19 protein-coding genes are annotated in these 23,633 nt (G+C 72.4%); 10 read left to right on the top strand and 9 right to left on the bottom strand.

Annotation, left to right across the window (positions count from 1 at the left end; translation table 11 throughout):
* Positions 1–43 precede the first annotated feature (43 nt).
* From ACQEUU_RS10010 to ACQEUU_RS09995, 4 genes are read left to right on the top strand one after another with little or no spacing between them, the layout of a single operon-like run.
* Positions 44–1,327 (top strand): extracellular solute-binding protein, encoded by a 1,284-nt coding sequence (locus tag ACQEUU_RS10010; protein WP_433063314.1) that lies wholly within the window; start codon positions 44–46, stop codon positions 1,325–1,327.
* Positions 1,324–2,292, top strand: coding sequence for a carbohydrate ABC transporter permease (locus ACQEUU_RS10005; RefSeq protein WP_433063311.1), 969 nt, complete (start codon positions 1,324–1,326; stop codon positions 2,290–2,292). The genes ACQEUU_RS10010 and ACQEUU_RS10005 overlap by 4 nt, the downstream gene beginning before the upstream one ends.
* Entirely contained in the window at positions 2,289–3,107 is an 819-nt protein-coding gene (locus ACQEUU_RS10000) for a carbohydrate ABC transporter permease (protein ID WP_433063308.1), read from the top strand. Before ACQEUU_RS10005 ends, ACQEUU_RS10000 begins: the two co-directional genes overlap by 4 nt.
* Before the next feature lie 2 nt (positions 3,108–3,109).
* A complete protein-coding gene (locus ACQEUU_RS09995; protein ID WP_433063305.1) occupies positions 3,110–4,489 on the top strand; it encodes a glycoside hydrolase family 5 protein in 1,380 nt (459 codons plus the stop codon).
* Here the strand turns inward: ACQEUU_RS09995 and ACQEUU_RS09990 are convergent.
* Positions 4,481–5,830, bottom strand: a complete 1,350-nt coding sequence (locus tag ACQEUU_RS09990; protein ID WP_433063303.1) for a trypsin-like serine peptidase — start codon at positions 5,828–5,830, stop codon at positions 4,481–4,483. The two genes, ACQEUU_RS09995 and ACQEUU_RS09990, sit on opposite strands and share 9 nt — an antisense overlap.
* A 79-nt stretch (positions 5,831–5,909) precedes the next feature.
* Positions 5,910–7,586 carry a DUF4434 domain-containing protein gene (locus ACQEUU_RS09985; protein ID WP_433063301.1) on the bottom strand — a complete coding sequence of 559 codons (1,677 nt, stop codon included), beginning with the start codon at positions 7,584–7,586 and terminating at the stop codon, positions 5,910–5,912.
* Between the two features lie 127 nt (positions 7,587–7,713).
* Here ACQEUU_RS09985 and ACQEUU_RS09980 point away from each other — a divergent pair, with 127 nt between their 5' ends.
* Positions 7,714–9,192, top strand: coding sequence for a PhoX family protein (locus ACQEUU_RS09980; RefSeq protein WP_433063299.1), 1,479 nt, complete (start codon positions 7,714–7,716; stop codon positions 9,190–9,192).
* 217 nt (positions 9,193–9,409) lie between these two features.
* Positions 9,410–10,912, top strand: coding sequence for a M28 family metallopeptidase (locus ACQEUU_RS09975; protein ID WP_433063297.1), 1,503 nt, complete (start codon positions 9,410–9,412; stop codon positions 10,910–10,912).
* A 51-nt stretch (positions 10,913–10,963) separates the two neighbouring features.
* Here ACQEUU_RS09975 and ACQEUU_RS09970 read toward each other — a convergent pair whose 3' ends face one another.
* Positions 10,964–13,495, bottom strand: coding sequence for a M28 family peptidase (locus ACQEUU_RS09970; RefSeq protein ID WP_433063294.1), 2,532 nt, complete (start codon positions 13,493–13,495; stop codon positions 10,964–10,966).
* Between the two features lie 123 nt (positions 13,496–13,618).
* On the opposite strand from ACQEUU_RS09970, the gene ACQEUU_RS09965 reads away from it, so the two are divergent.
* Positions 13,619–14,182: an ArsR/SmtB family transcription factor gene (locus ACQEUU_RS09965; protein WP_433063292.1), complete on the top strand. Its 564-nt coding sequence runs from the start codon at positions 13,619–13,621 to the stop codon at positions 14,180–14,182.
* A 22-nt stretch (positions 14,183–14,204) separates the two neighbouring features.
* Complete coding sequence (locus tag ACQEUU_RS09960) at positions 14,205–15,101, top strand: NAD-dependent epimerase/dehydratase family protein (protein WP_433063289.1); 897 nt, start codon at positions 14,205–14,207, stop codon at positions 15,099–15,101.
* Between the two features lie 46 nt (positions 15,102–15,147).
* Here the strand turns inward: ACQEUU_RS09960 and ACQEUU_RS09955 are convergent, their stop codons facing one another.
* Genes ACQEUU_RS09955 through ACQEUU_RS09935 form a run of 5 tightly spaced genes read right to left on the bottom strand, consistent with a single transcriptional unit; the run spans position 15,148 to position 19,813 of the window.
* Positions 15,148–16,434, bottom strand: coding sequence for an ABC transporter substrate-binding protein (locus tag ACQEUU_RS09955; protein ID WP_433063287.1), 1,287 nt, complete (start codon positions 16,432–16,434; stop codon positions 15,148–15,150).
* A gap of 5 nt (positions 16,435–16,439) precedes the next feature.
* Positions 16,440–17,468: a branched-chain amino acid ABC transporter permease gene (locus ACQEUU_RS09950; protein WP_433063284.1), complete on the bottom strand. Its 1,029-nt coding sequence runs from the start codon at positions 17,466–17,468 to the stop codon at positions 16,440–16,442.
* Positions 17,465–18,346, bottom strand: coding sequence for a branched-chain amino acid ABC transporter permease (locus ACQEUU_RS09945; RefSeq protein WP_433063280.1), 882 nt, complete (start codon positions 18,344–18,346; stop codon positions 17,465–17,467). Before ACQEUU_RS09945 ends, ACQEUU_RS09950 begins: the two co-directional genes overlap by 4 nt.
* A gap of 1 nt (position 18,347) precedes the next feature.
* Positions 18,348–19,058, bottom strand: a complete 711-nt coding sequence (locus tag ACQEUU_RS09940; RefSeq protein ID WP_433063277.1) for an ABC transporter ATP-binding protein — start codon at positions 19,056–19,058, stop codon at positions 18,348–18,350.
* Positions 19,055–19,813 (bottom strand): ABC transporter ATP-binding protein, encoded by a 759-nt coding sequence (locus ACQEUU_RS09935; protein ID WP_433063275.1) that lies wholly within the window; start codon positions 19,811–19,813, stop codon positions 19,055–19,057. The genes ACQEUU_RS09940 and ACQEUU_RS09935 overlap by 4 nt, the downstream gene beginning before the upstream one ends.
* A 190-nt stretch (positions 19,814–20,003) precedes the next feature.
* Between ACQEUU_RS09935 and ACQEUU_RS09930 the strand changes: the two genes are divergently transcribed.
* A complete protein-coding gene (locus ACQEUU_RS09930) occupies positions 20,004–21,398 on the top strand; it encodes a PucR family transcriptional regulator (protein ID WP_433063272.1) in 1,395 nt (464 codons plus the stop codon).
* On the top strand, positions 21,395–22,891 hold the full coding sequence (locus ACQEUU_RS09925; protein ID WP_433063269.1) for a long-chain-fatty-acid--CoA ligase: 1,497 nt from the start codon (positions 21,395–21,397) through the stop codon (positions 22,889–22,891). Before ACQEUU_RS09930 ends, ACQEUU_RS09925 begins: the two co-directional genes overlap by 4 nt.
* Here ACQEUU_RS09925 and ACQEUU_RS09920 read toward each other — a convergent pair whose 3' ends face one another.
* Positions 22,892–23,530 (bottom strand): TetR family transcriptional regulator, encoded by a 639-nt coding sequence (locus tag ACQEUU_RS09920; RefSeq protein ID WP_433063266.1) that lies wholly within the window; start codon positions 23,528–23,530, stop codon positions 22,892–22,894.
* Positions 23,531–23,633 lie beyond the last annotated feature (103 nt).

Genomic DNA, 23,633 nt, shown 5'->3' with positions numbered 1-23,633 from the left:
CGGGGGGTTCACGAAACTTTCGCCAGCCGAGGAGGGAACCCCTATGAAGCGAACCTGCGCGTTGATCGCGGCGGCCGTCCTGGTAGCCGGTTGCGGAGGCGGACAGACCGCCACGACTGAGCCCGGCGACGGTGGCTCGCCCGGCAAGGTCACGCTCGAATGGTGGCACCTGTCCACGTCCGACCCCCTGAAGACCATCTGGGAGACCCGGGCCAAGGAGTTCCAGGCCGCGAACCCGCACGTGACCGTCAAGATGACGGTCCTGGAGAACGAGGCGTACAAGTCCAAGCTCACCACGCTCACCCAGTCGGGCAAGGCCCCCCACGTCTTCGCCACCTGGGGCGGCGGCGTGCTGAAGCAGCAGATCGACGCGGGCCTGGTCAAGGACATCAGCGCCGACGTCGCGCCGGAGCTCGGCACCTTCACCACGGCGGCGCTGGCCGCGTACCAGTTCGACGGCAAGACGTACGCGCTGCCGACGGACATCGGCATGGTCGGCTTCTGGTACAACAAGAAGCACTTCGAGCAGGCCGGCGTCACCGAGCCGCCGAAGACCTGGAGCGGCTTCCTCGACGCGGTCAAGAAGCTCAAGGCCGCCGGCATCATCCCCATCGCGCTGGCCGGCAAGGAGAAGTGGCCGGGCCACTACTACTGGGCCTACCTGTCCATGCGCATCGCCGGACTCCAGGCGATGCACCAGGCCGGCGTCGACCACGACTTCACCAAGCCCGAGTTCATCGAGGCGGGACGGCAGCTCAAGGCGCTGGTCGACCTGCAGCCGTTCCAGCGGGGCTTCCTCGGGGCCGGCTACTCGACCCCCGACGGCCAGTCCGCCAGCGTCTCCAACGGCAAGGCCGCGATGGAGCTGATGGGCCAGTGGGCTCCGGCGGTGCAGAACGACTCGGGCAAGGGCCTCGGCAAGGACCTCGGCTTCTTCCCGTTCCCCGAGGTCGAGGGCGGCAAGGGCGTCATCACCGAGGCGTTCGGCGGCGGCGGGGGCATGGCCGTGGGCGCCGACGCCCCGAAGGAGGCCCTCGACCTGATCAAGTTCCTCACCAACACCGAGAACCACACCAAGACCGTCGAGGCCGGCGGCGTCCTGCCGGTGCTCAAGGGCGAGGAGAGCGCGGTCAAGGACGAGAACCTCAAGATCGTCGCCGACTCGCTGGCCAACGCCACCGGCTTCCAGCTCTACCTGGACCAGGCGTACCCGCCCGCCGTCGGCTCCGAGGTCAACGACAGCGTGGCCGAGCTGATCGCCGGCGCCAAGACTCCCGAGCAGGCGGCGCAGGACATCACCGAAGTGGCGAAGAGCGAGAGCGAATGACGACCGTGACCCGCCGGCCGGAGGCGGAGACGCTTCCGGCCGGGCCTCGCCGCCACCGCCGGCGCGGCAGGCCCAGGAACCTGCTGACGATCACCCTGTTCCTGCTGCCGGCCCTGGCGCTCTTCCTGCTGCTCGTGGTGGCCCCGATCCTGGTGGCGATGTACGCCAGCGCGTTCCGGTGGAACGGCTTCGGCGGCCTGCCCACGAACTTCATCGGCTTCGACAACTTCACCAGGCTCTTCAGCAGCGACATCTTCTACACCGACCTGACGAACCTGCTGCTGGTGATCACGGCCACTCTGCTGATCCAGCTCCCGTTCGCGCTGGGCATCGCGATGCTGCTGCACCAGCGCATCCGGGGGCGGGCGTTCTACAGGCTGGTGTTCTTCGCGCCGTACGTGCTGTCCGAGGTCATCACCGGCGTGCTGTTCTCGCTGATCCTGTCGCCGGAGAACGGCATCGCCAACCGGATCCTGGGCCCGCTGGGGCTGGAGTCGGAGTGGCTGTCGGACCCCGACAGCGCCCTGTGGTCGCTCTTCCTGGTCATGACCTGGAAGTACTTCGGCTTCCACATGATGATCTACCTGGCCGGCCGGCAGAACATCCCGAACGAGCTGATCGAGGCCGCGAAGATCGACGGGGCGGCCGGCTGGAAGGTCTTCCGGTACGTCACGCTGCCCCTGCTCGGACCCACGATCAGGATCAGCGTGTTCCTCTCCGTCATCTACACCATCCAGCTCTTCGACCTGGTCTGGATCCTCACCGAGGGCGGGCCGGCGCACGCGTCGGAGACGCTGGCCGTGACCATGTTCACGCTGGGCTTCGAGCGCTCCCAGGTGGGCTACGCCAGCGCCATCAGCGTGGTGATGTTCGGGCTCAGCCTGATCTTCGCCCTGGGATACCAGCGCCTGGTCATGCGACGTGACCTGGAGGGCGCGACCACCGCCATGGGAGGGAAGCGATGAGGCGCACCACCCTGCCTCTGCACGCGATCGCCTGGATCGTCGGCGCGTTCATCCTCATCCCCGTGGTGTACGCGCTGCTCGGCGGCTTCAAGAGCACCCAGCAGCTCTCGGTGAACCCGTTCGGCCTGCCCAGCCCGTGGGAGCCGGGCAACTACACCGAGGTGCTGGCCGAGGGGTCCTTCTGGCGTCAGGTCTGGAACAGCACGTTCATCGCCGTCGCCACCACCGTCCTGGTGGTCGCGCTGTCGGCGCTGGCCGCGTTCGTCTTCGCCCGCTTCGCCTTCCGGGGCAGGGAGGCGCTGTTCACGCTCTTCACGGCGGGCCTGATGTTCCCGTTCGCGGTGGCGATCCTGCCCATCTTCGTGATGCTGCGCACCCTGAACCTGCTGGACAACCCGATGGGCGTGATCCTCGTGCAGGCCGCGTTCGGGCTGCCGCTGACGATCATCATCCTGCGCCAGTTCTTCAGGAGCATCCCGGGCGAGATCGAGGAGGCGGCCACCATCGACGGCTGCTCGGCGTTCGGCTTCTTCTGGCGGATCCTGCTGCCGATGGCCCGCCCGGCGATCGCCACCGTGTCGGTGCTCGCGATCGTGGGGAGCTGGAACAACTTCATGCTCCCGCTGGTCGTCTTCAGCGAAGAGCTGAGCTGGACGCTCCCGCTCGGCATCCAGCAGTTCCAGGGCCAGTACAGCACCGACACCGCGCGGGTGCTCGCCTACCTCGTGCTGGCCATGGTGCCCGCGCTGGGGTTCTACGCCATAGCGGAACGCCACCTGATCGGTGGTCTCACAGCCGGCGCGACGAAAGGGTGACCATGCTGCACGTCTCCGGAGCGCAGCTCCGCACGGCCGACGACCAGCCCGTACGCCTGCGCGGCGTCGGATTGGGCGGCTGGATGAACCTGGAGAACTTCATCACCGGCTATCCGGCCAACGAGGCGTCGATGCGCGCGGCGGTTCGCCAGGTGCTGGGCGAGGAGCGGGCCGCCCTCTTCTTCGACCGGCTGCTCTCCTCCTTCTTCACCGAGCAGGACGCGGCACTGCTGGCCGGGCTGGGCGTGAACTGCGTCCGCATCCCGGTCGGCTACCGGCACTTCGAGTCCGACGAGCGGCCGTTCGAGATCACGCAGTGCGGCTTCACCCACCTGGACCGAGTGATCGACCTGCTCGGCCGGCACGGCGTCTACAGCGTGATCGACCTGCACGCGCTGCCCGGTTCGCAGAACCAGCACTGGCACTCCGACAACCCGACGCACGTGGCGGCCTTCTGGCAGCACCGGCACTTCCAGGACCGGGTCGTGCACCTGTGGGAGGCCCTCGCCGACCACTACCGGGACCACCCGTGGGTGGCCGGCTACAACCCGGTCAACGAGCCGGGCGACCCGAGCGGCAAGGTCGTCGGCCCGTTCTACGACCGGCTGGTCAAGGCGGTGCGCGCCGCCGACCCCCGGCACGTGCTGTTCCTGGACGGCAACACCTACTCGACCGACTTCTCGATCTTCCGGGAGGTGTACGAGAACACGGTCTTCGTCTGTCACGACTACGCCCTGGCCGGGTTCGCCCACGGCGGCGGCTACCCCGGCTACACCCAGGGCCGCTGGTGTGACCGGGACGAGCTGGAGCGCACGTTCGAGGAGCGGTCGCGGTTCCAGCGCGAGACCGGCACCCCGCTGTGGGTCGGCGAGTTCGGGCCCGTCTACACCGGCGACCCGGAGCGGGACGGGGAGCGCTACCAGATCCTCCGCGACCAGCTGGAGATCTACGACCAGCACCAGGCCGGCTGGTCCCTGTGGACGTACAAGGACGTCGGCCTGCAGGGGCTGGTGTGCGCGGGCGGGCCGTACCTGGAGAGGTTCGGCCCGTTCATCGACAAGAAGCGGCGCCTGGGCGCGGACCGGTGGGGCTCCACCATGGAGGAGTGCGCCGAGGTGCTCGCCCCGCTGCACACGCTGATGGAGACCGAGTTCCCCACCTGGGACCCGTATCCGTGGGGCGCCCGCTACCAGACGGACGACCTGATCCGGCACATCCTCATCGCCCAGGCGCTGCTGCCCGAGTACGCCGAGTTGTTCAGGGGCCTCGACGACAGCGAGCTCATCGCGCTGGCCGATTCGTTCGCGCTGGAGAACTGCCGCCGCCGCGAACCCCTGCTGGAGCTGCTGGCCGCGAACCTGGACGGGACCGCGTCAGTCTGACGCGAGCCGGAAGGAGTCCGTGTTGTCGCGCTGGTCCGGGTCGAGGAAGGTCGAGGTCACGGACACGGTCACCGTGTCCGTGGCCCCGGCCCGGGCCCGGACCGGGACGCTCACCCGTACCGGCCGGCCCGGACGGACCATCGCCGGCGTGCACGTCACCCGCTGTCCTGCGGCCCGGCAGCCGGGCGCGGCGCCCGCCCGCGCGCCGGGCGGGAGCGTGAACGTGACCGGCACCCGGGCCGCCGCCATCAGCCCGCGCATGGTCACGGTGGCGGTGACCCGGCCGCCGGCGCCGGAGCCCTCGACCGACAGCGCGTCGTACACGCCCTGCGGGTCGGCCCGCCGGATCACGGCGCCGAAGCTCTCCCGGCCGAGCGGGTTCGCCACCGCGTAGCCGAAGCCGTCCTCGTCACTCGCCCCCGAGGTCAGCACCCCCAGCAGCAGCCCGTCCCCGTCGAGCCACGGGCCGCCGCTGTTGCCGCCGTAGAGGTGGCAGTTGTCGGTCCGCAGCCGCCCGCCGACCGTCCCGCCCAGCGCGTGGCCGGGCCACGACCGGGTGCGGGCCAGGCACCAGAGCTGGCGGCTGCCGTCGTACGGGGCGTCGCTGGGGTAGCCGATGCTGGAGACGGTGTGCCGGCCGCCCTCGTTGCGCACCGGGGTCAGCGCGCCGGCCTGTTCCTGCAGCGTCGCGCCGCCCCGCCTGCCGACCTCGACCAGCGCCAGGTCGTAGACGGAGTCCCAGTCGTAGGGGGTCACGCCGGTGAATGGCCGCGGCTTCCAGACGCGCCGCGCCCCCCACACGCCGTACGGGGCCCGCTCGTCCGCGGTCTTGGCCCTGCCGTCGTACGCGGGCACGAACGCCAGGTGCTGCGACCACCTGGCCTGGGCGCCCCGCGCGGCGACCCCGTACACGCAGTGCGCGGCCGTCACCACGAGCAGCCCGCGCGCCGAGCGGACCACCGCGCCGCTGCACGATCTGCGGTGCCCGGCGGCGTCCAGGAAGAACAGCCGGCCGGTGGCCCGGCTGCTCTGCGCCTGCCGGTAGGGCCGGCGCACCGGGCCGTAGCCGTTGACGTCGGCGCCGGGCGTCAGCCGCCGGCCGTTCGGCACGCTCGTCCACGCTCCGGCCGAGCGCGGGATGACCACGTTCTCCGGCAGGTCGGTGGCGTCGGCCTTGGACTGCTTCCTGGCCGTCCAGTAGTCGATCGCCCGCTGCGGGTCCATCTCCGGGGAGACCTCCGCCCCGGGCACGGGCGGCGGCGCGGCGGCGGCCCCGGCGGGCGGCGCGACCAGCGCGGTGGTCACCGTCACCAGGGCGAGCAGGGTGCTTCGGCGTGACATCGGTCTCCCTCAGATCGAATCCCAGGAAGCACAGTAAGTCACGAGAGCGGCACGTCCGGTGAGCGACGCCCATCCGGCTCTACAGAGCGGCGCGCATGGCGTAGCCCGAGGTGGAGGCGTGGCCGGCCGCGTTGACGACGGTGATCGTCACCCAGGGCCGCGCCGGGTCCGGGTTCTCCGGCGCGAACGGCGCCCACACCGACTCCAGGGAGCCCCGGCGGGGGCCGGGCAGTTCCTGGGGCGCCTCCACCGTCACCGGCCCCACCCCGGCCCGGTGGTAGGTGAAGCGGACCGCGCCGCCCCGCAGGTGGTGGCCCTCGACGGTGACTCCCGCCACCCCGTCGCGGACGGCCGGGGCCGCGCGCACCACGATCGGCTCCTGCCACCCGGCCACCAGCTCGTCCGCCAGCGACGGCGCGGCCGGGGCGTCACGGCAGGTCAGGAACGGGTCCCAGCCGTACGCGATGATCTTGTGCGGTCCCGCCGCCGCGACCTGCTCGTCCACCCGGGCCTTGGTGGTGCGGCCGCGCAGCGGGAACGGGTCGGCCCGGCCGCACTCGCCCGCCGCCTGGGCGGGTTCGAACACCTCGACGTTCACCCACAGCTCCACCCCGGGCACCACCCGCCGGGCCGCGGCCTCGATGTAGTCGCGGGTGGAGCCGTAGTAGGCCTGCCTGTTGGTGACCTTGCCGGTGACCGGTTCGAGGCGCGCGTCCACCGGCGCGTCCACCTCGTCGGCCCCGTACACCGGGACCTTGCCCACCCCGCGCCCGTCCTGGACGGCGATGACCATCGGCGCCCCCGCGCGGGTGGCCGCGATCTGGTCGAAGCCCCGCTCCGCCCGTTCCGGCGGGAAGCCCCGGCCCCGGCGCGCGTCCCAGAACGGGCTCACCATGATGGTCATCCCGGGCCAGGCGCGGGCGACCACCTCGTGCTGCGCCGCGTACAGGTCGATGATCGGGTCGTCGTCGGCCCGGTCGCGCATGGCCAGCTCGAACGACTGGTAGAGGCCGCCGAGCGCGGGCGAGGACCCGTACCGCTGCCGGTAGTCGGCGACCACCCGCGCGGTGAAGGCGTTGAGCGCCGGCAGGTGGTCCAGGCCGGGCAGCCACGGCTTGGCCTCGTCCTTCGGCGGCACCGGCAGGCCGGGGAAGACCCGCATGCCCTGCGCGGCGGCCTCGGCCATCATGTGACCCACGCCGTCGCCGTCCGCGGCGACCAGCAGCAGGTCGTAGGAGGAGTCGTCGCACGAGTCGCCGAGCATCAGCCGGTGGTAGACGCGCCCGCCGTTCTCCACCCGCCGGTCCAGGCCGGGGCAGCGCAGCACGCCGGCCCCGAAGTGCTCGCTCGCCGTGTACGTGTAGACCCGCCTGATCTCCCGGCCGGTGTCGCGGGCGGCCTGGTAGCAGGTCCTGCCGTCCTCGACGCAGCCGGCGAAGGCCCCGGCGGCCTCGCCGGTCACCCGGCCGGCCGCGTCGACGGCGGCGGGCAGCAGCCGCGCGCCGAACGTGATCAGCGTGTCGGCGCCCACCCCGTGGATGGCCTCGACCATCCGCCGGGTCACGCAGGCGTCGGAGCGCGGGATCATCCAGTAGCCGGTGATCGGGTAGCGGGCCATGACCCGGGTGTCGCGCGGCGCGCACTCCTCCGCGGCGACGCCGGACGCCCGGGTGAGCGTGCCGACCACGCTGTCGGGCAGCACGGCCAGCACCACCACCGTGACGGCGACCGCCACGCGCAGGACCCGTTGCAGCACGCCCGCCCCTTCGCGCCGGGTACGACTCACACGCTACGTCGTGGAGCCCGATCAGGTTGGGCCTACTTGCCCCCGATTCTCCCGTCTACGCTTTGTGAACCCGAGCTGTCAGCGAGGTGAGCCGTCCATGACCGCGCTCGATCGACGTTCCTTCCTCGCCACCGGCGGCGCCCTGGCCACCGGTGTCGCCGTCGAGACCCTGGCCACCCACGCCGCCTGGGCGCGGACGGGCCGCGAGGCCGCCACCGGCGCGGAGGGCTACGGCCCGCTCCGCCGCACCCGCACCAGGAACACCGGCGAGGAACTGCTCGCCCTGCCCGCCGGCTTCTCCTACGTGGTGCTCGGCAGGACCGGCACCCCGATGTCCGACGGCGTGCCCACGCCCATCGCGCACGACGGGATGGCCGCCTTCCCCGGCACCCGCCCGCACACCGTCCGCCTGATCCGCAACCACGAGGTGCGCACCGGCCCCGGCACCCCGCAGGGCCGCGTGCACGTGCCCGGCTCGGCCCGGTACGACGAGCTGGGCGTCGGCGGCACCACCACGCTGGAGGTGGACCTGCGCGGCGGCCAGGTGGTGAGCCACTTCGTCAGCCTCAACGGCACCATCGTCAACTGCGCAGGCGGCCGCATGCTGGGCGACCGCGGCTGGCTGACCTGCGAGGAGACCATCGCCGGGCCCGCCGACGGGTGGCGGCGCAAGCACGGCTACATCTTCGAGGTGCCGCTGCGCGGCCCCTCCCCCGGCAGACCGGCCGCCTCCATGCCGCTGACCGCGATGGGCCGCTTCTCCCACGAGGCCGTCGCCGTCGACCCGCGCACCGGTTACGTGTACGAGACCGAGGACGAGTCCGGCAGGCCCAACGGGTTCTACCGGTTCCGCCCCCGCGACCCGCGCGACCTGAGCCGGGGCGGCGTGCTGGAGATGCTCAAGATCCGGGGCGCGGACGGCTACGACTGCCGCGAGGGCCAGCGGATGGGCGCCCGGCTGCCGGTGGAATGGGTCCGGATCGACGACCCCGACCCGGACCTGGAGGGCGGTGCCCCCACCTGCGCGCGTCAAGGCCTGGCCAAGGGCGCCGCCAAGTTCAACCGGCTGGAGGGCTGCTGGTGGGGCGACGGCTCGGTGTTCTTCAACTCCACCAGCGGCGGCGACGCCAAGAACGGCGACGGCCCCGGCGCCGACGGCTACGTGGAGGGGTACGGCCAGGTCTGGCGGTACCTCCCCGGCCGCCGCGACGGCGGGACGCTCGTCCTGGTGTACGAGTCGCCCGGCCGCAAGGAGCTGGACTCGCCGGACAACCTCACCTTCACCCCGCGCGGCGGCATCGTGCTGTGCGAGGACGACGCCTCCGGCGCCGACGCAGACCCGCACCCGCTGGCTCCCGGCCTGGCCAACGTCAACCGGCTGATCGGGCTGGACCCGCGCCGCGGGCGGCCGTTCGAGTTCGCCGTCAACATCGCCGACGACAGCGAGTTCGCCGGGGCGTGCTTCAGCCCTGACGGTTCGGTGCTCTTCGTCAACCAGCTCGGCTCGACCAGCTCGACCGAGCCGCCGGGACGCACGTACGCGATCAGAGGGCCGTGGCGGAAGGGACCGCTATAGACGCTTCCCGGTGAAGTCGTCAACTGCGAGATTGTCCCAAATCTGGCACATGCCATGGGCTGACTGGGTCTTCTCAGGGGGAGGCTCCCGGCATACGTTCCGTTAAGCACGCTTCGGGGGCATCACGTGCCGTGCGGATCTCCTTTCCAGCCGTTCTCCGGGACGGTCCCGCGCCTACGGGCGCACGACTGCCCAAGCCGTCACATGGAAGTGCGACATGACCTTTCGTCAAGGCGTCATCCGTGTCCTCACACTGGTCACGGCACTCGCCCTCCCGCTCTCCCTCACCACCCCGGCCCAGGCGGCCGGGGGCCTGGACGACGTCTTCGCCAAAGTGCTGGTGAAGCAGGTCAAGGGCGCCAACGTGCAGAAGCACCTCAAGGCTTTCCAGGCCATCGCCGACGCCAACGGGGGCAACCGGGCCGCCGGCACCTCCGGCTACAACGCCTCCCGTGACTACGTCGCGGGCAAGCTCCGCAAGGCCGGCTACCGGGTCACGCTGCAGCCGATCAACTTCGTCCAGAGCTGGACCGAGAACAGCCCGCCGGTTCTCGGCGACTTCACCCCCAACGAGGACTTCTTCACCTTCCAGCCGTCACCCGCCGGTGACGTGACCGCGCCGGTGCAGGGCGTCGACCTGACCCTGCCGCCGACGCCCACGCCGACCTCGACCAGCGGCTGCGAGATGTCGGACTTCGCCGGCTTCACCCCGGGCAACATCGCGCTCATCCAGCGCGGCACCTGCCCGTTCGCCACCAAGGTCCGCAACGCCGGGTTCGCCGGCGCGTCCGCGATCATCGTCTTCAACGAGGGCCAGCCCGGCCGGACCGAGGCCAACCCGCTGGACATCGGCGAGTGGCGGGCCGGGATCCCGATGATCTACGCCGACTTCGCGGTCGGCCAGGCGCTGTCCACCACGACCACGCCGGTGCGCCTGGCCGTCGACGCGACGCTCACGCTCGGCACCAACGACAACGTGATCGCCGAGAGCCGCTGGGGCGACCCGCGCAACGTCGTCATGGTCGGCGCCCACCTGGACGGCGTCCCCGAGGGCGCGGGCATCAACGACAACGCCTCGGGCAGCGCCGCCATCCTGGAGACCGCCCTGCAGATGCAGCACTTCCCGGTCAAGAACAAGGTCCGCTTCGCCTTCTGGGCCGCCGAGGAGATCGGCCTGCTCGGGTCCGACCAGTACGTGGAGAGCCTGAGCCAGGCCGAGCGCGACCGGATCAAGGTCTACCTGAACTTCGACATGGTCGCCTCGCCCAACTACGGCCTGTTCCTCTATGACGGCGACGACTCCGACGCCGCCGGCGCGCCCGCCGGCCCGCCCGGATCGGCCCAGATCGAGGCGCAGCTGGAGGACTTCTTCGAGGACCGCCGCCAGCCCACCCGCGGCACCGACTTCGACGGCCGCTCCGACTACGGGCCGTTCATCGCCGTCGGCATCCCGTCGGGCGGCATCTTCACCGGCGCCGAGGGCATCAAGACCGCTGACGAGGCGGCCCTGTGGGGCGGCACGGCCGGCCAGGCCTACGACCCGTGCTACCACGCGGCCTGCGACAGCCTCGCCAACATCAACGCGTTCGCGCTGGACCTGAACTCCGACGCGATCGCCGACTCCACCGCCCGGTACGCGTTCAACCTGCGCTCCATCCCGGACCGCCCGGACGCGGCGGCCTCCCGTGCCGCCGTCTCGTCCGCCGACGCCCGCGGCTGACCCACCCGACAGAGGAACGGCCCGCACCTACCGGTGCGGGCCGTTCCGCGGTCAGAGGACCCGGACCACGGTGACCGAGTCGGTGGGCAGGCCGCCGCCTGACGGGGTCAGGTCCACCCCGGCGGGCCGGGCCCGGTGCGCGGGGACGCCGTCGAGGCCGAGCGTGATGTCGGCGACCGCCAGCCGGGGCCGCGCCGCGCCCTCGACCCGGAGCGTGAACTCCACCCCTCGCGCCGGCGGGGCGAAGAACTGCACCTCGAACGGCCACGGCCCGTCCTCCCTCTCGATCCGGGGCAGCGGCACCGGCGCCTGGCCCGGCACCGCGAACTCCCCGCCGGTGACCAGGCCGCCCACGTGCAGGTTCAGCTGGTAGGCGGCTCGCTGGGACCGCATCCGTACCCGCAGGACGGTCCCGTCGCCGTCCCGCCGCTCCTCCAGGACGGTCAGTTCGGGCGCGGGCAGCGCGACGGCGGGCGCGGGCCCGACACGGGCGGGAGTCTGCCGGTACGGGAGCGGCAGGTCCCACGAGGCGGGCACGTGCGGCGCCCGCTCGGCCGCCCACGGGTGCGGCGGCTCGGTCATGCTCACCCAGCTGCCCTGCCGGGCGTCCGCGTCGAGCACGTAGGCCAGATGCGCCAGCCGGGGCTGCTCCGGCCCGAACCGGTTCACCACCAGCCCCACGCCCGCCAACACCAGCGCGAGCACCGCCGCCACAGCGGGCCCGGCCCAAACGGCCACCCTCCGCCGGCCCTGCGCGACCGCCACCGGCGCCGGCCCTCGCACCGGACCGGTCCCTTCGCCCCGCACGGGACCAGCCGCACCGTCCGCGGCCTCGCCCCGCTCAGAAGCAGCCACCGCACCACCCGTGGTCCCGCCGCGCACATGAGCGGCCGTCGGGGTGATGGCGGCCAGGAGCGGGAGCAGCGCGAGGGCGGCGAAGGCGTAGAAGAGGCCGGCGGGGGTGGCCAGGGCCAGCCCGGTCGCGTTGCTCATCGACCGCGCCCCGACGCTGAACAGCAGGACCGCCGGCGCCGCGCCGCACGCCAGGACGGCCGCCCCGAGCACCGGACGCCGCCGCGACGCCAGCGCGCCGGCCAGTCCCGCGGCTCCGGCGAGCGCGGTGAGCGACCCGTAGTGCGACGCCCCGGGCATCAGCAGCGCCCCCGCCACACCCAGCACCGCCAGCCAGAACAGCGTCCCCACGGCCAGCACCACCGCGTTCAGCCACCGCCGCAGCGCGACGTGCCCGGCCCACGTCACGGCCACGGCCGACACGGCCAGCGCCAGCCGGTACGGCCACGGCTGGTAGACATCGCTGACCAGGTCCCCGTACCCCGGGTCCAGAGCCACGAGCGCCGGCCACAGCCCCGTGCCCAGTCCCCCCATGACGACCAGCACTCCCAGCACGGCGACCACTCCTGCGAACAGCCGGGGCACCGTCACAGGCACCCCACCCGGCTCCCCCTGGCCACCCGAGCGGCCCCGGCGGTCCACGGGGGACGGTGGTGACACAGGGAGCGGGCGGGCGGACAGTCTGGCGTACGCGGCGACCGCCAGGACGGCGAGGGCCGCCAGGGCCGCCAACGGCGTCGCGAGCCCCGCCGGGTACCGGGCCACCATCCCGAGGAGCGAGAAGAACACCTCGTCACGCGGCCCGCGCAGCTCCCGCAGGTCCGCGCCGCCGACCTCGCGGACCATGGCGAGCGCGTTGTCGCCGTGCATCTGCAGCGCGCCCCGGTCGAGCGCGGCGGGGGTGTCCCTGGGGTGGTGGTAGTACGCGCGCCCGCCGGAGAGCCCCAGGTCGATCCCGATCCACCCGTTCTCCTCCAGCACGGTCAGGTCGGAGTGGAAGCCGGTCTCCCGGTAGGCGGCCACGAGCGCGGACTCCCCCACCGGGTGCGGCATGGCCCGCGCGAACGCCCCGACGAGGGCGCCGCCGCCGGGGGTCACGTTGTAGACGGACGACGGGGCGGCGTTCCCCGGCCCCTCCATGTTGATCATGACGCCGCCGTCCCGGGCCAGCGGGTGGCGGGCGAACGCCGCGGCCCCGATGAGCCCCGGTTCCTCGCCGTCGCTGAGCAGGATGACGAGGTCGTTGCGGAGCCGCGGGCCGGTGAGCAGGGCGCGGGTGATCTCCAGGACGGCGGCCACGGACGCCTTGTCGTCGCTGGCGCCCGGCGTGGTGGGCGTGGAGTCGTAGTGGGCGGCCAGCACGACGCGGCCGGTGGGGTCCCGGCCGGGGATGACGGCGATCACGTTCTCGGCGATCCCGGCCACCACGTCGCCGCCGCCGAACCCGTACGTGCCGGCCTCCGTCCGCACCTCGGGCCGTAACCCGAGCCGGGTCAGCTCGGCCACGAGGTGGTCGCGGACGGCGTCGCCGGCGGCGGAGCCTATCGGCGTGGGCCTGTCGGCGATGCGTTCGAGCGTGGGCCAGGCGCGGTCGGCGCTGAAGGAGCCGGGCGGCGCGTCGCGCCCGGCGGGAGCGGGTGGCAGCTCGGCGAACCAGGCGGCGGCCGCGAGCAGCGTGACGGCGACGAGCGCGACGGCGGCGGCCGGCCGCCTGCGGGCGAAGGAGGTCATAGGATGCATAATGGATTGTGCACAGGTGATTGTGCAAGCTCGTCTGTGCACAATCACCATCTGAACCCCAGGTGGAGGCGGGCGGAGTTGCACAGATCTCACGTCGCGGCTACGTTGGCCGACATGGCTGAGCACGGCACGCGCAAGCTCGACGACCTTGAGGCGCTGCGCGCGCTCGCCCATCCCCGGCGCCAGCGCATCCTCAACCAGCTCAGCACGCGCGGCCCCGCGACCTCCGCCGAGCTGGCCCGCGCGCTCGACCTCAACACCGGCGCCACCAGCTACCACCTGCGCGAGCTGGCCAGGCACGGCTTCGTCGAGGAGCTGCCCGGCAAGGCCAGGGGCCGCGAGCGCTGGTGGCGCTTCGTCCCCGCCGACCTGCGCTTCCCGCTCCGCAGCGAGCAGGACGAGGAGACCCGGGCGATCCTCGACGAGATGAACGCCCGCGCGATCTCCGACGGCATGCACGAGTTCCGCCGCGCCCAGGCCGCCGTCCAGCCCGGCGGATGGGGCGACGCCTTCCCCTACTCGCGCGGCACGATCCGGGTGACACTGGAGGAGCTGGCCGAGTTCTTCGAGGAGTACATCGCGCTCCTCAACAAGTACGACAAGCCGGCCGAGGAGGCGGGCCCCGAAGCCCGCGTCGTCCACACGCGTTTCTTCGGCTACCCCGAGACCGACGGGTGAGCGATCATGAGGAGAGGGTGCCATGCGGGTCGTCGTGACGGGTGCCCACGGCAAGGTCGGCCGCGCGGCGGTGCGCGCCCTGCTGGCCGCGGGACACGAGGTGACGGCCGTCGACCTCACCCGCCCCGTCTGGGAGCGGCCCGGCCCCGGGGAGCCCGGCTACCTGCGGGCCGATCTCACCGACGCGGGCCAGGCGTTCGCGGTGGCGCGCGGGGCGGAGGCCGTGGTGCACGCCGCGGCGATCCCCGACCCCGCCCACGACCCGCCGCACGTGGTGTTCCGGCACAACCTGATGGCCACGTTCAACCTGATCGAGGCGGCGGTGGCGCTCGGGGTGCCGCGGTTCGTCAACATCTCCAGCGCGACCGTGCCGGGGTTCTTCTTCGCCGACCGGCCGTGCCTGCCGGCGTACGCGCCGATCGACGAGGCCCATCCGATCGCGCCGCAGGACCCGTACGCGCTCTCGAAGCACTTCGGCGAGCAGCTCATGGACGCGGCGGTGCGCCGGTCGGACATCCGGTGCGTCTCGCTGCGGCCGACCTGGGTGCAGCACGAGGGCACCTACGAGCGCAACCTGGGCCCGGTGCTGCGTGACCCCTACCGGCCGGACCCGGGGCTGTGGAGCTACGTCGACGTGGACGACCTGGCCGACGCGGTCGTGCTGGCCGTCGAGTCCGGGCTGACGGGTCACGAGGTGTTCTGCGTCGCCTCGCCGGACAACGCGGCCGGCCGCGAGCTGGCCGACCTGATCACGACGGTCTACGGGGAGGCGATCCCGATCAGGCCGCTGTCCAGGCCCGACGCGTCCGGCGTCTCCTCCGCCAAGGCGGTGCGGCTGCTCGGCTGGCGGCCGTCGCGGTCCTGGCGCGACCACCTCGACGCGGACGGGCGGGCGCTGAAGGGCAGGTCCGGCGCCTGAGCGGCGGCGCCGAGGGGGCCGCCGCGCTGACGGCCCCCCGCGGTCGTCAGTTGGTCAGCGGACCGAACTCCTTGCGGGTGTCGATCACCTCGCCGAACAGCTCCCAGCGCTCACCCTTGAACTCCATGAGCTGCATCGACTCGATCGGGAAGGCGTCGTCGGCCGAGGTCTGCAGGGTCACGCCGGGCAGGAGCATGTCCACCTGGACGTCGCGCAGGTTGCGCACCGACTCCATCAGGCCCTCGCGGGTCTTGCAGGGCGCGGCCTCCATCGCCTTGTGGAAGCTGCTGGCCACGGCCCAGCCGAAGGTGAGGTACGGGATGTTCGGGTCCGCGCCGGGCGCGTACTGCGCCATCTTCTCCTTGTAGAGCTTCATCTCCGCGTCGTCGGCCCACCTCGGGTCGTTCGGGTCCTTGTAGTACGAGGAGGACACGACGCCCTGCACGTTCTCGAAGCCGACGGGCTTCAGCACGGTGACGGAGGCGGCGACGTTGTTGACGATGTGCAGCGGGTTCCATTTGGTGTTCTTGGCGTCGGCGGCCAGGGCCTGGGAGCCGAACCTCGGGGTGGTGATGTTCAGGAACACGTCGGCGCCGGACTCGGCGAGGTTGCGCATCTGCGGTTCCACGCTCGGGTCGGTGACCTCGTAGCTCTGCTCCGCCACGACGGTGACCTTCGAGCCCTCGATGGCGCGCTTGAAGCCGCCGAACAGGTCCTCGCCGAAGTCGTCGTTCTGGTAGAGGACGGCGACCTTGGCGTCGGGCTTCTCGGTCTTGAGGTACTGGGCGTAGACGCGGGCCTCGGAGACGTAGTTCGGCTGCCAGCCGATGGTCCACGGGTGCTCGGTGTCGGTGCCCCACTGGGAGGCGCCGGTGGCGACGAACACCTGCGGCACCTTGCGCTGGTTGGTGTAGTCCCAGGTGGCGGTCGTGGACGGGGTGCCGAGCGTCTGGAACAGCGCGAACACCTGCTCCTGCTCGACCAGCCTGCGCGCCTCCTCGACGGCCTTCGGCGGCTGGTAGCCGTCGTCGCGCACGACGAACTCCACCTTGCGCCCGGCGACGCCGCCCTTCTCCGCGTTCACGTAGTCGAAGTACGCCTTGATGCCCTTGGGGATGTCACCGTACGCGGACGCCGGCCCCGACAGCGGGTAGATGCCGCCGAGCTTGAGCGTGGTGTCCGTGCTGCCGGTGGTCTGCTGTCCCTGGCACTGTCCCTGGGCGGCGCCGGTCGTCGCCTGCCCGCCGCCGCTCTCCCCCCGGCCTCCGCAGGCCGCCGCGGCGATCACCAGGGTGGCCGTCACCGCCGTACGGCCGATCGCAGTCAAACGCATTGCTGTTACCCCTTCCGGAGGGTCTTCTTGAGAGAGTTGGCCGCGCGCCCCGCCAGGCCGGCCAGGCCGGTGGGGGCCACGTACATCACCGCGATGATCAGGAGGCCGAAGATCACGCCGGGTGCGGCGTCGTTGACGTCCTGGGCGAGGCCGGGCACGAACATCACGAACAGCGCGCCGAGCACCGGTCCCGGCAGCGAGCCGAGCCCGCCGACGACGATGCCCGCCAGCAGCGTGATCGACAGCGTGACGGGGAACGAGTCCGGCGAGACGAAGCCGATCACCCACGTGTAGACGCAGCCCGCCGCCCCGGCGAACATCGCGCTCCAGGCGAAGGCGAGCGTCTTGTAGAACGACAGCCGCACCCCCATGACCTCGGCCGCGATCTCGTTGTCCCGCACGGCGTGCAGCGCCCGCCCGACCCGGGACCGCAACAGCCCGGCGGCCAGCAGGAACGCCGCGACGGCGACGGCCAGGGCGAGGAAGTACAGCCACTGGTCCTCGGCCAGGCCGCTCCACGCGGGCGGCGCGGGCTTGGCCAGCGACAGCCCCATGGAGCCGCCGGTGATCTCCTCGAACCGCTTGAGCAGCGGCACCAGGAAGATAGCGATGGCCAGGGTGACGAGCGCCAGGTAGAGGCCGCGCAGCCGCATCGCGGGCACGCCCAGCACCAGCCCCAGCGCGAACGCCACGGCGGCGGCCACGGGCAGCGTCACCAGGTACGGCACGTCCCCGTGGAACATCATGATCGCGGACGCGTACGCGCCGACCGCGAAGAACGCCCCGTGCCCGAGCGAGATCTGGCCCGCGTGCCCGACCAGCAGGTTCAGCCCGAGCAGCGCGACCGCGTAGACCAGCACCATGGTGAGCTGGAAGACGTGGAACGGCACGAGCTGGAACGGCGCGTAGACCGCGGCGGCCAGCAGCGCGCCTGCCACGATCCACTGCCTGCGCGGCGCCCGGCCGCGCGGCCGTGCCTGCCCCCGTGGAGGCGCTTCGGCCGCCCTGCCGGTGACCTGTGTCGACTCACTCATGCCCGCTCCACCACCGCTCGCCCGAACAGGCCCTGGGGCCGCAGCAGCAGCACGCCCAGGATGATCACCAGCGGCACGCCGACCTTGAGGTCGGACCCGATGACCCCGACGTAGGCGCCGGCCAGGGTCTCGGCCACGCCCACGATCAGCCCGCCGGCGACGGCGCCCGCCGGGCTGTCGAAGCCGCCCAGCGTGGCGGCGGCGAAGGCGTAGATCAGGACGCCGCCCATCATGTTGGGCTCCAGGAACAGCAGCGGCGCGACCAGCACGCCGGACACCGCGCCGACGGTGGAGGCCAGCCCCCAGCCGAGTGCCAGCGTCAGCCCGACCCGGATGCCGACCAGCCGGGCGGAGACCGGGTTGGTGGCCACCGCGCGCATCCCGAGACCGATCTTGGTGTGCTGGAACAGCAGGTAGAGCAGGCCCATGACGGCCCCGACGACGGCGAGCACGCCGAGTGTCTGGAAGCCCACGCTCAGCCCGCCCACCTCGAACGCGCCGCCGGGGAACGGGTTGGGGAAGTCCTTGATCAGGAACGACCAGATCCACCCGGCCGCGGCGTTGACGAAGATGAACAGCCCCACGGTGACGATCACCAGGGTCAGCTCGGGCGCGCCCTCGACCGGCCGGATGATCACCCGTTCGATGAGCATGCCGCCCGCGAACGACACGGCCAGCGTGAGCACCAGCGCCAGCCAGAACGGCAGACCTGCGGCGGTGAACTGCCAGGCGACGTAGGTGGAGAACATGGCCAGCTCGCCCTGGGCGAAGTTGACGATCCCGGTGAACTGGTAGATCAGCACCAGCGCGAGGGCCAGGCTGGCGTAGATGGCGCCGGTGCTCAGCCCCTGGACGACCTGTTGCAGGAATCCGGTCATGTCAGACCCGGTATCCGAGGTAGGACTGGGCGACCTGCTCGTCCTGCCGGATCTGCGCCGCCGTGCCCGACAGCACGATCCGCCCGGTTTCCAGGACGTGCGCCCGCTGGGCGACGCCCAGGGCGAGATGGGCGTTCTGCTCGACGACGACCACGGTGGTGCGCTCCTGTTCGTTGATGGTCCGCACGATGCGGAACAGCTCCCGGGTGACCAGCGGGGCGAGGCCGAGCGACGGCTCGTCCAGCAGGAGCAGCCTGGGACGCAGCATGAGAGCCCGGCCGAGGGCCAGCATCTGCTGCTCGCCGCCGCTGAGGCTGCCCGCCGCCTGCTTGAGCCGGGGCTTGAGGGCGGGGAAGTAGCCGTAGATGCGGTCGAGGTCCTGCTCCAGGCCGTCGCGCCGGGTGTAGGCGCCCAGGCGCAGGTTCTCCTCGACGGTGAGCGGCATGAACGTGCCCCGGCCCTCCGGCACGTGCGCGACGCCCATCCTGGCCAGCGCGTCGGGCGGGCGGCCGAGCAGCTCGACGCCGCCGAGCCGGACGCCGCCGCGCCCCTTGACCAGGCCCGACAGCGCCCGCAGCAGGGTCGTCTTGCCCGCCCCGTTGGGGCCGAGGATGGCGCAGATCTCGCCCTCGCCCACGGTGAAGGTGACGTCGTGCAGCACCTGGGCGCCGCCGTACCCGGCGTCCAGCCCGGTGACCACCAGCTCGCTCATACCGCCGTCCCCAGGTAGGCCTCGATGACGCCGGGGTCGCGCTGGACCTCCTCGGGCGGGCCTTCGGCGATCTTCTTGCCGAAGTCCAGGCACACGATCCGGTCGCAGGTGCTCATGACGAAGCCCATGTGGTGCTCGACCACCACCACGGTCAGGTCCAGGTCGTCGCGCAGCGCGCGCAGGGTGCCGGCGAACTCCTCGACCTCGGCCGAGTTGAGCCCGTTGACCGGCTCGTCCAGCAGCAGCAGGCGCGGCTCCGCGGCCAGCGCCCTGGCCAGCTCCACCCGCTTGAGCGTGCCGAACGGCAGCCCGGCCGCCGGGTGGTCGGCGACCGCCGACAGGCCCAGCCGCTCCAGCAGCGCGTCGGCGCCGGCGCGCAGCCGGCGTTCCTCGCCGCGCACGCCGGGCAGCCGCAGCGCCGCGGTCAGGAAGCCGGCCCGGCCCCGGTGGTGCGCGCCGACCAGCACGTTGTCCCGTACGGAGACGCGCGGGAACAGGCCGAGGTTCTGGAAGGTGCGGGCGATGCCGAGCGCCGCGATGGCGTGCGGCGGCACCGCGAGCAGGTCCTCGCCCTCGTAGCGGACCCGCCCCGCGTCGGCCCGGTAGCGCCGGGTCAGGCAGTTGAACAGGGTGGTCTTGCCGGCGCCGTTCGGTCCGATCAGGCCCACCATCTCACCGTTCCGTACGGAGAACCCGACGCCGTCGAGCGCGGTGATGCCGCCGAACCGGACAGTGAGATCGTGTACTTCCAGCATCCGGCCTCCTGGGCACAGCGAGCGGAAGAATGTTCTGAAGTTGGGGTCAGCGTAGGTTCGGCCCGTCTCCGGCCGCATTGGGCACGGCGACCCAACCTGCGCACCGAAGGTTGTCCACAGGACACAGCGACTGTCTCGGAGCGGTTACGAGCCGTTGACCTCCCCGCAACCGGCGGGGATCATCCCGGACATGTCCAGTGGTTCCGGCGGTCGCGCCGGCGCGGAAACGTTCACTGGTACGGAGCCGGTCCGGGCGCAGCGCGCGCGGATCCTCTCCGAACTGCTCTCCGACCTCGACAGGCTGGCCGAGGTCGCGGTGGCGACGATGCGCGCCGAGATCCCCGCCTACGCCGCCCAGCCGGAGGCGTTCCTGGCCGACGTGCGCGACCAGGTGGTGCGCCATTACCGGGGCAAGCTCGCCGTGCTGTTCGAGGACCGGACGGTGAAACCGGAGGACATCGCCTACGTCCGCCAGGCGGCGGCGCGCCGGGCCAGGGCCGGGGTGGCTCTGGCCGACTACATCAACGCCTTCCGGGTCGGCCAGCAGGTGTTCTGGGAGTCGGTGCTGGCCAGGGCCGGCCACACCTACGCGGGGCGGGAGGCGGCGCTGTCGCTGGCGGCCCCGCTCATGCGCTACTGCGACTTCGCCAGCACGCACGCCGCCAACGCGTACATGGAGTTCCAGCAGTACGCGGCCGCGGAGGCGGTGCGCGAGACCCGGGACCTGCTGGAGACGCTGCTGGCCGGCGCGGCGCCGACGCGCGGGCCACAGCTCGCCGCCGCGCAGGCGCACGGGCTCGGCCCGGACGTCCGCACGCCGCTGCTGGTGGTGGTCGCGGTCGTGCTGGACCCGCCCAGCGTGGTGCCGCGCGGGCCGGACCGGGGCGCCGACGCCCGGCACGCCGCGTGCGCGGCCCTGGCGCGGATGAGCGCCGGCGGCGCCAGGACCGGCGGGCGGACGCTGTCGGTGGTGCGCCAGTCGGAGATCGTCGCCATCCCGGTGCTCGGTCAGGGCGGCGATCCGGAGGAGCTGTGCGACCGGCTGCAGGCGCTGCGGGAGTCGCTGCTGGCCGAAGGTATCGTGCTCGCGATGGGCATCAGCACCGTGGCCGCGGGCATCGCGCACCTCCCCCAGGCCTACCAGGAGGCGCGGGCGGTGATCGACTTCCTGCCGGAGGACGGCGGGGTGGCCGCGCTGCCGCGCATCACGCCGTTCCAGTATCTCGCCCTGGGCGCCGACGACACCGCCCGCAACCTCGTGGACCCGCGGATCACCTCGCTGCTGGACGAGGACCGGGCCAGGGGCGGCGTGCTGACCGCCACGATCCGGGCCTTCGCCGCCGCCGACCTCAACCTGCGCACCGCCGCCGAGCGGCTGCAGATCCACCCCAACACCGCTCAGTACCGGCTGCGCCGCATCCAGGAGCGCACCGGCAGGAGCCTGCGCCGCATCGACGACCTCGTCGAGCTGCTCGTCGCGATCGCGCTGCAGGACTCGCTGCCTCCCACCAATCCCGAGCGGAAAAAACTGGGTACCGCGACCGATGAGGACCGGGGGACCTCCGGCGTACGGTCGTCCCCATGAACCTCGCCGACCGGCTCCACACCTGCGCCGAACGACTCGGCGACCGGGCGGCCATCACGCTGGACGACGCGGTGCTCAGCTACCGGGCGCTCGACCTGATGTCCGCGCGGGTGGCGGCGCTGCTGCGCGGGCGCGGCATCGGCGTCGGCGACCGGGTGGCGGTCATGCTGCCGAACGTGCCGGAGTTCGCCGTGGTCTACTACGGGGTGCTGCGCATGGGGGCCGTCGTGGTGCCGCTCGACCCGCTGCTGCGCAGGCGCGAGATCGCCGCGTACGTGAGCGACTGCGGGCCGCGGCTGCTGATCGCCTGGCACGCGTTCGCCGAGACCGCCGAGGCCGGCGCCGCCGCCACCGGAACCGACTGCTTCTTCGTGGTGCCCGGCGAGTTCCGCCGCCTGCTGCGCGGGCTGCCCGCAGACCCGGAGGTCGTCACGCGGGACGACGACGACACCGCGGTGATCCACTACACCGCCGGCACCACCGGCCGGGCCAAGGGCATCGAGCTGACCCACGGCAACCTGGGCGGCAACGCCGCGATCGTGGCCCGCATGCACGCGCTCGGCGTGGACGACGTGGTGCTCGGCGCGCTGCCGCTCTACCACTCCTTCGGCCAGACGTGCTCGCTCAACGCGACCGTGCACGCCGGGGCCCGGCTCACGCTGATGAGCCGCTTCGACGCGGGCCGGGCGCTGGAGCTGATCCGCCGCGACGGGGTGACGGTCTTCCAGGGCGTGCCGACCATGTACATCGCGCTGCTCGACCACCCGGGCGCCTCCGACCTGTCGCTGCTGCGCATCTGCGTCTCCGGCGGCGCCCCGCTGCCGCTGGACGTGCTGCGCGCCTTCGAGGAGCGCTTCGGCTGCGCGATCGTCGAGGGGTACGGGCTCAGCGAGACCTCCGCGGTGGCCGCCACCAACCGGGGCGGCGACGGCCGCCGGGCCGGCTCGATCGGCTGGCCGGTGCGCGGCATCGAGATGCGGGTGGTCGGCGAGGACGGCCGCCAGGTGCCGTGCGGCGAGGTCGGCGAGATCGTGGTGCGCGGCCCGAACGTGATGAAGGGCTACTGGAACAATCCGGCCGCCACCGCCGAGGCCATCAAGGACGGCTGGTTCCACACCGGCGACCTGGGGCGGGTGGACGAGGACGGGTTCTTCTTCCTCGTCGACCGGCGGCGCGACGTGATCCTGCGCGGCGGCTACACGGTCTACCCGCGCGAGGTGGAGGAGGTGCTCTACGAGCACCCGGCGGTGCGGCAGGCCGCCGTCGTCGGGGTGCCGCACCCGGAGCTGGGCGAGGAGATCGCCGCCGTGGTGGCGCTGCGGGAGCCGGTCGGCGCGGACGAGCTGCGCGCCTTCGTCAAGGAGCGGGTGGCGGCGTACAAGTATCCCCGGCACGTCGCGATCGTCGGCGAGCTCCCGGTGAGCCCGACCGGCAAGATCCTCAAACGCGCGATCACGCTTCCCCCGGCCGGCGCCGATCGCGGGCTGGTCTGATCAGGAGCCGGGCTGGGTGGAGCGCAGCCACCGCAGGGCGCCTCTCGACAGCGCGACCAGCACGTCCACGGCCTCCTCCAGCTCGGGGTAGCGGCCCTCCAGGTGGCCGAGCGCCAGGGCGTTGGTGGCCGCGTTGATGCCTTCGGCGATCATCTCCAGGCGGCGGCGGTCGCGCTCGTTGTCGGCGGTGTAGCCGAGGGCGGCCAGGTCGGCCGCGTGGTGGTCGCGGTAGGCCTTGGCGCTCTCCAGCGCGAAGTCGCGCAGCGGCGAGGACGGGTCATGGCGGGCGCGCAGCTGGAGGCGCAGCAGCTCGGGGTGCCGGGAGATGGCCTCCAGCGGGATGCGGAAGGTGTCGCGGTGGCTCTCCAGCTCGGTGGGAGCCTCGCGGGCCTGGCGGCGGGACTCGCGCATGGCCCGGCGCAGGCGCTCGCCGCCCTCGTCGCCGAGGGCGCGCAGGAGGTCCTGCTTGTCCTTGAAGTGGACGTAGAAGCTGGACTGCGCGATGCCGGCGGCCCTGGCGACCTTGACCGTGGTCAGGCCGGCCTCGCCCTCCTCGTCGAGGATCCGCAGGGCGGCCCTGATGAGCCTGCGCCTGGTCAGGTCCTTGGCCTCGCTCCTGGTGAGCGGTGTGTTGGTCACGGGGCACCCTCTCTCGTCCACCGATAACTCTAGTGTGGTCGCTTCCCCGGTAACGATCGTGCTCTGGCGCTTGTGCGGAATTTCACCGATAGTACTATCGGTG

The organism is Nonomuraea sp. CA-218870, assembly GCF_050936535.1.
Lineage (GTDB): Bacteria > Actinomycetota > Actinomycetes > Streptosporangiales > Streptosporangiaceae > Nonomuraea > Nonomuraea corallina.
This window is presented reverse-complemented; position numbering and strand designations above follow the sequence as displayed.

Excerpts from the sequence above, each read along its gene's own strand:
- ACQEUU_RS10010 (WP_433063314.1), top strand. The coding sequence starts at position 44 with ATGAAGCGAACCTGCGCGTTGATCGCGGCGGCCGTCCTGGTAGCCGGT.
- ACQEUU_RS10005 (WP_433063311.1), top strand. The coding sequence starts at position 1,324 with ATGACGACCGTGACCCGCCGGCCGGAGGCGGAGACGCTTCCGGCCGGG.
- ACQEUU_RS10000 (WP_433063308.1), top strand. The coding sequence starts at position 2,289 with ATGAGGCGCACCACCCTGCCTCTGCACGCGATCGCCTGGATCGTCGGC.
- ACQEUU_RS09995 (WP_433063305.1), top strand. The coding sequence starts at position 3,110 with ATGCTGCACGTCTCCGGAGCGCAGCTCCGCACGGCCGACGACCAGCCC.
- ACQEUU_RS09990 (WP_433063303.1), bottom strand. The coding sequence starts at position 5,830 with ATGTCACGCCGAAGCACCCTGCTCGCCCTGGTGACGGTGACCACCGCG.
- ACQEUU_RS09980 (WP_433063299.1), top strand. The coding sequence starts at position 7,714 with ATGACCGCGCTCGATCGACGTTCCTTCCTCGCCACCGGCGGCGCCCTG.
- ACQEUU_RS09975 (WP_433063297.1), top strand. The coding sequence starts at position 9,410 with ATGACCTTTCGTCAAGGCGTCATCCGTGTCCTCACACTGGTCACGGCA.
- ACQEUU_RS09970 (WP_433063294.1), bottom strand. The coding sequence starts at position 13,495 with ATGACCTCCTTCGCCCGCAGGCGGCCGGCCGCCGCCGTCGCGCTCGTC.
- ACQEUU_RS09965 (WP_433063292.1), top strand. The coding sequence starts at position 13,619 with ATGGCTGAGCACGGCACGCGCAAGCTCGACGACCTTGAGGCGCTGCGC.
- ACQEUU_RS09960 (WP_433063289.1), top strand. The coding sequence starts at position 14,205 with ATGCGGGTCGTCGTGACGGGTGCCCACGGCAAGGTCGGCCGCGCGGCG.
- ACQEUU_RS09955 (WP_433063287.1), bottom strand. The coding sequence starts at position 16,434 with ATGCGTTTGACTGCGATCGGCCGTACGGCGGTGACGGCCACCCTGGTG.
- ACQEUU_RS09950 (WP_433063284.1), bottom strand. The coding sequence starts at position 17,468 with ATGAGTGAGTCGACACAGGTCACCGGCAGGGCGGCCGAAGCGCCTCCA.
- ACQEUU_RS09945 (WP_433063280.1), bottom strand. The coding sequence starts at position 18,346 with ATGACCGGATTCCTGCAACAGGTCGTCCAGGGGCTGAGCACCGGCGCC.
- ACQEUU_RS09940 (WP_433063277.1), bottom strand. The coding sequence starts at position 19,058 with ATGAGCGAGCTGGTGGTCACCGGGCTGGACGCCGGGTACGGCGGCGCC.
- ACQEUU_RS09935 (WP_433063275.1), bottom strand. The coding sequence starts at position 19,813 with ATGCTGGAAGTACACGATCTCACTGTCCGGTTCGGCGGCATCACCGCG.
- ACQEUU_RS09930 (WP_433063272.1), top strand. The coding sequence starts at position 20,004 with ATGTCCAGTGGTTCCGGCGGTCGCGCCGGCGCGGAAACGTTCACTGGT.
- ACQEUU_RS09925 (WP_433063269.1), top strand. The coding sequence starts at position 21,395 with ATGAACCTCGCCGACCGGCTCCACACCTGCGCCGAACGACTCGGCGAC.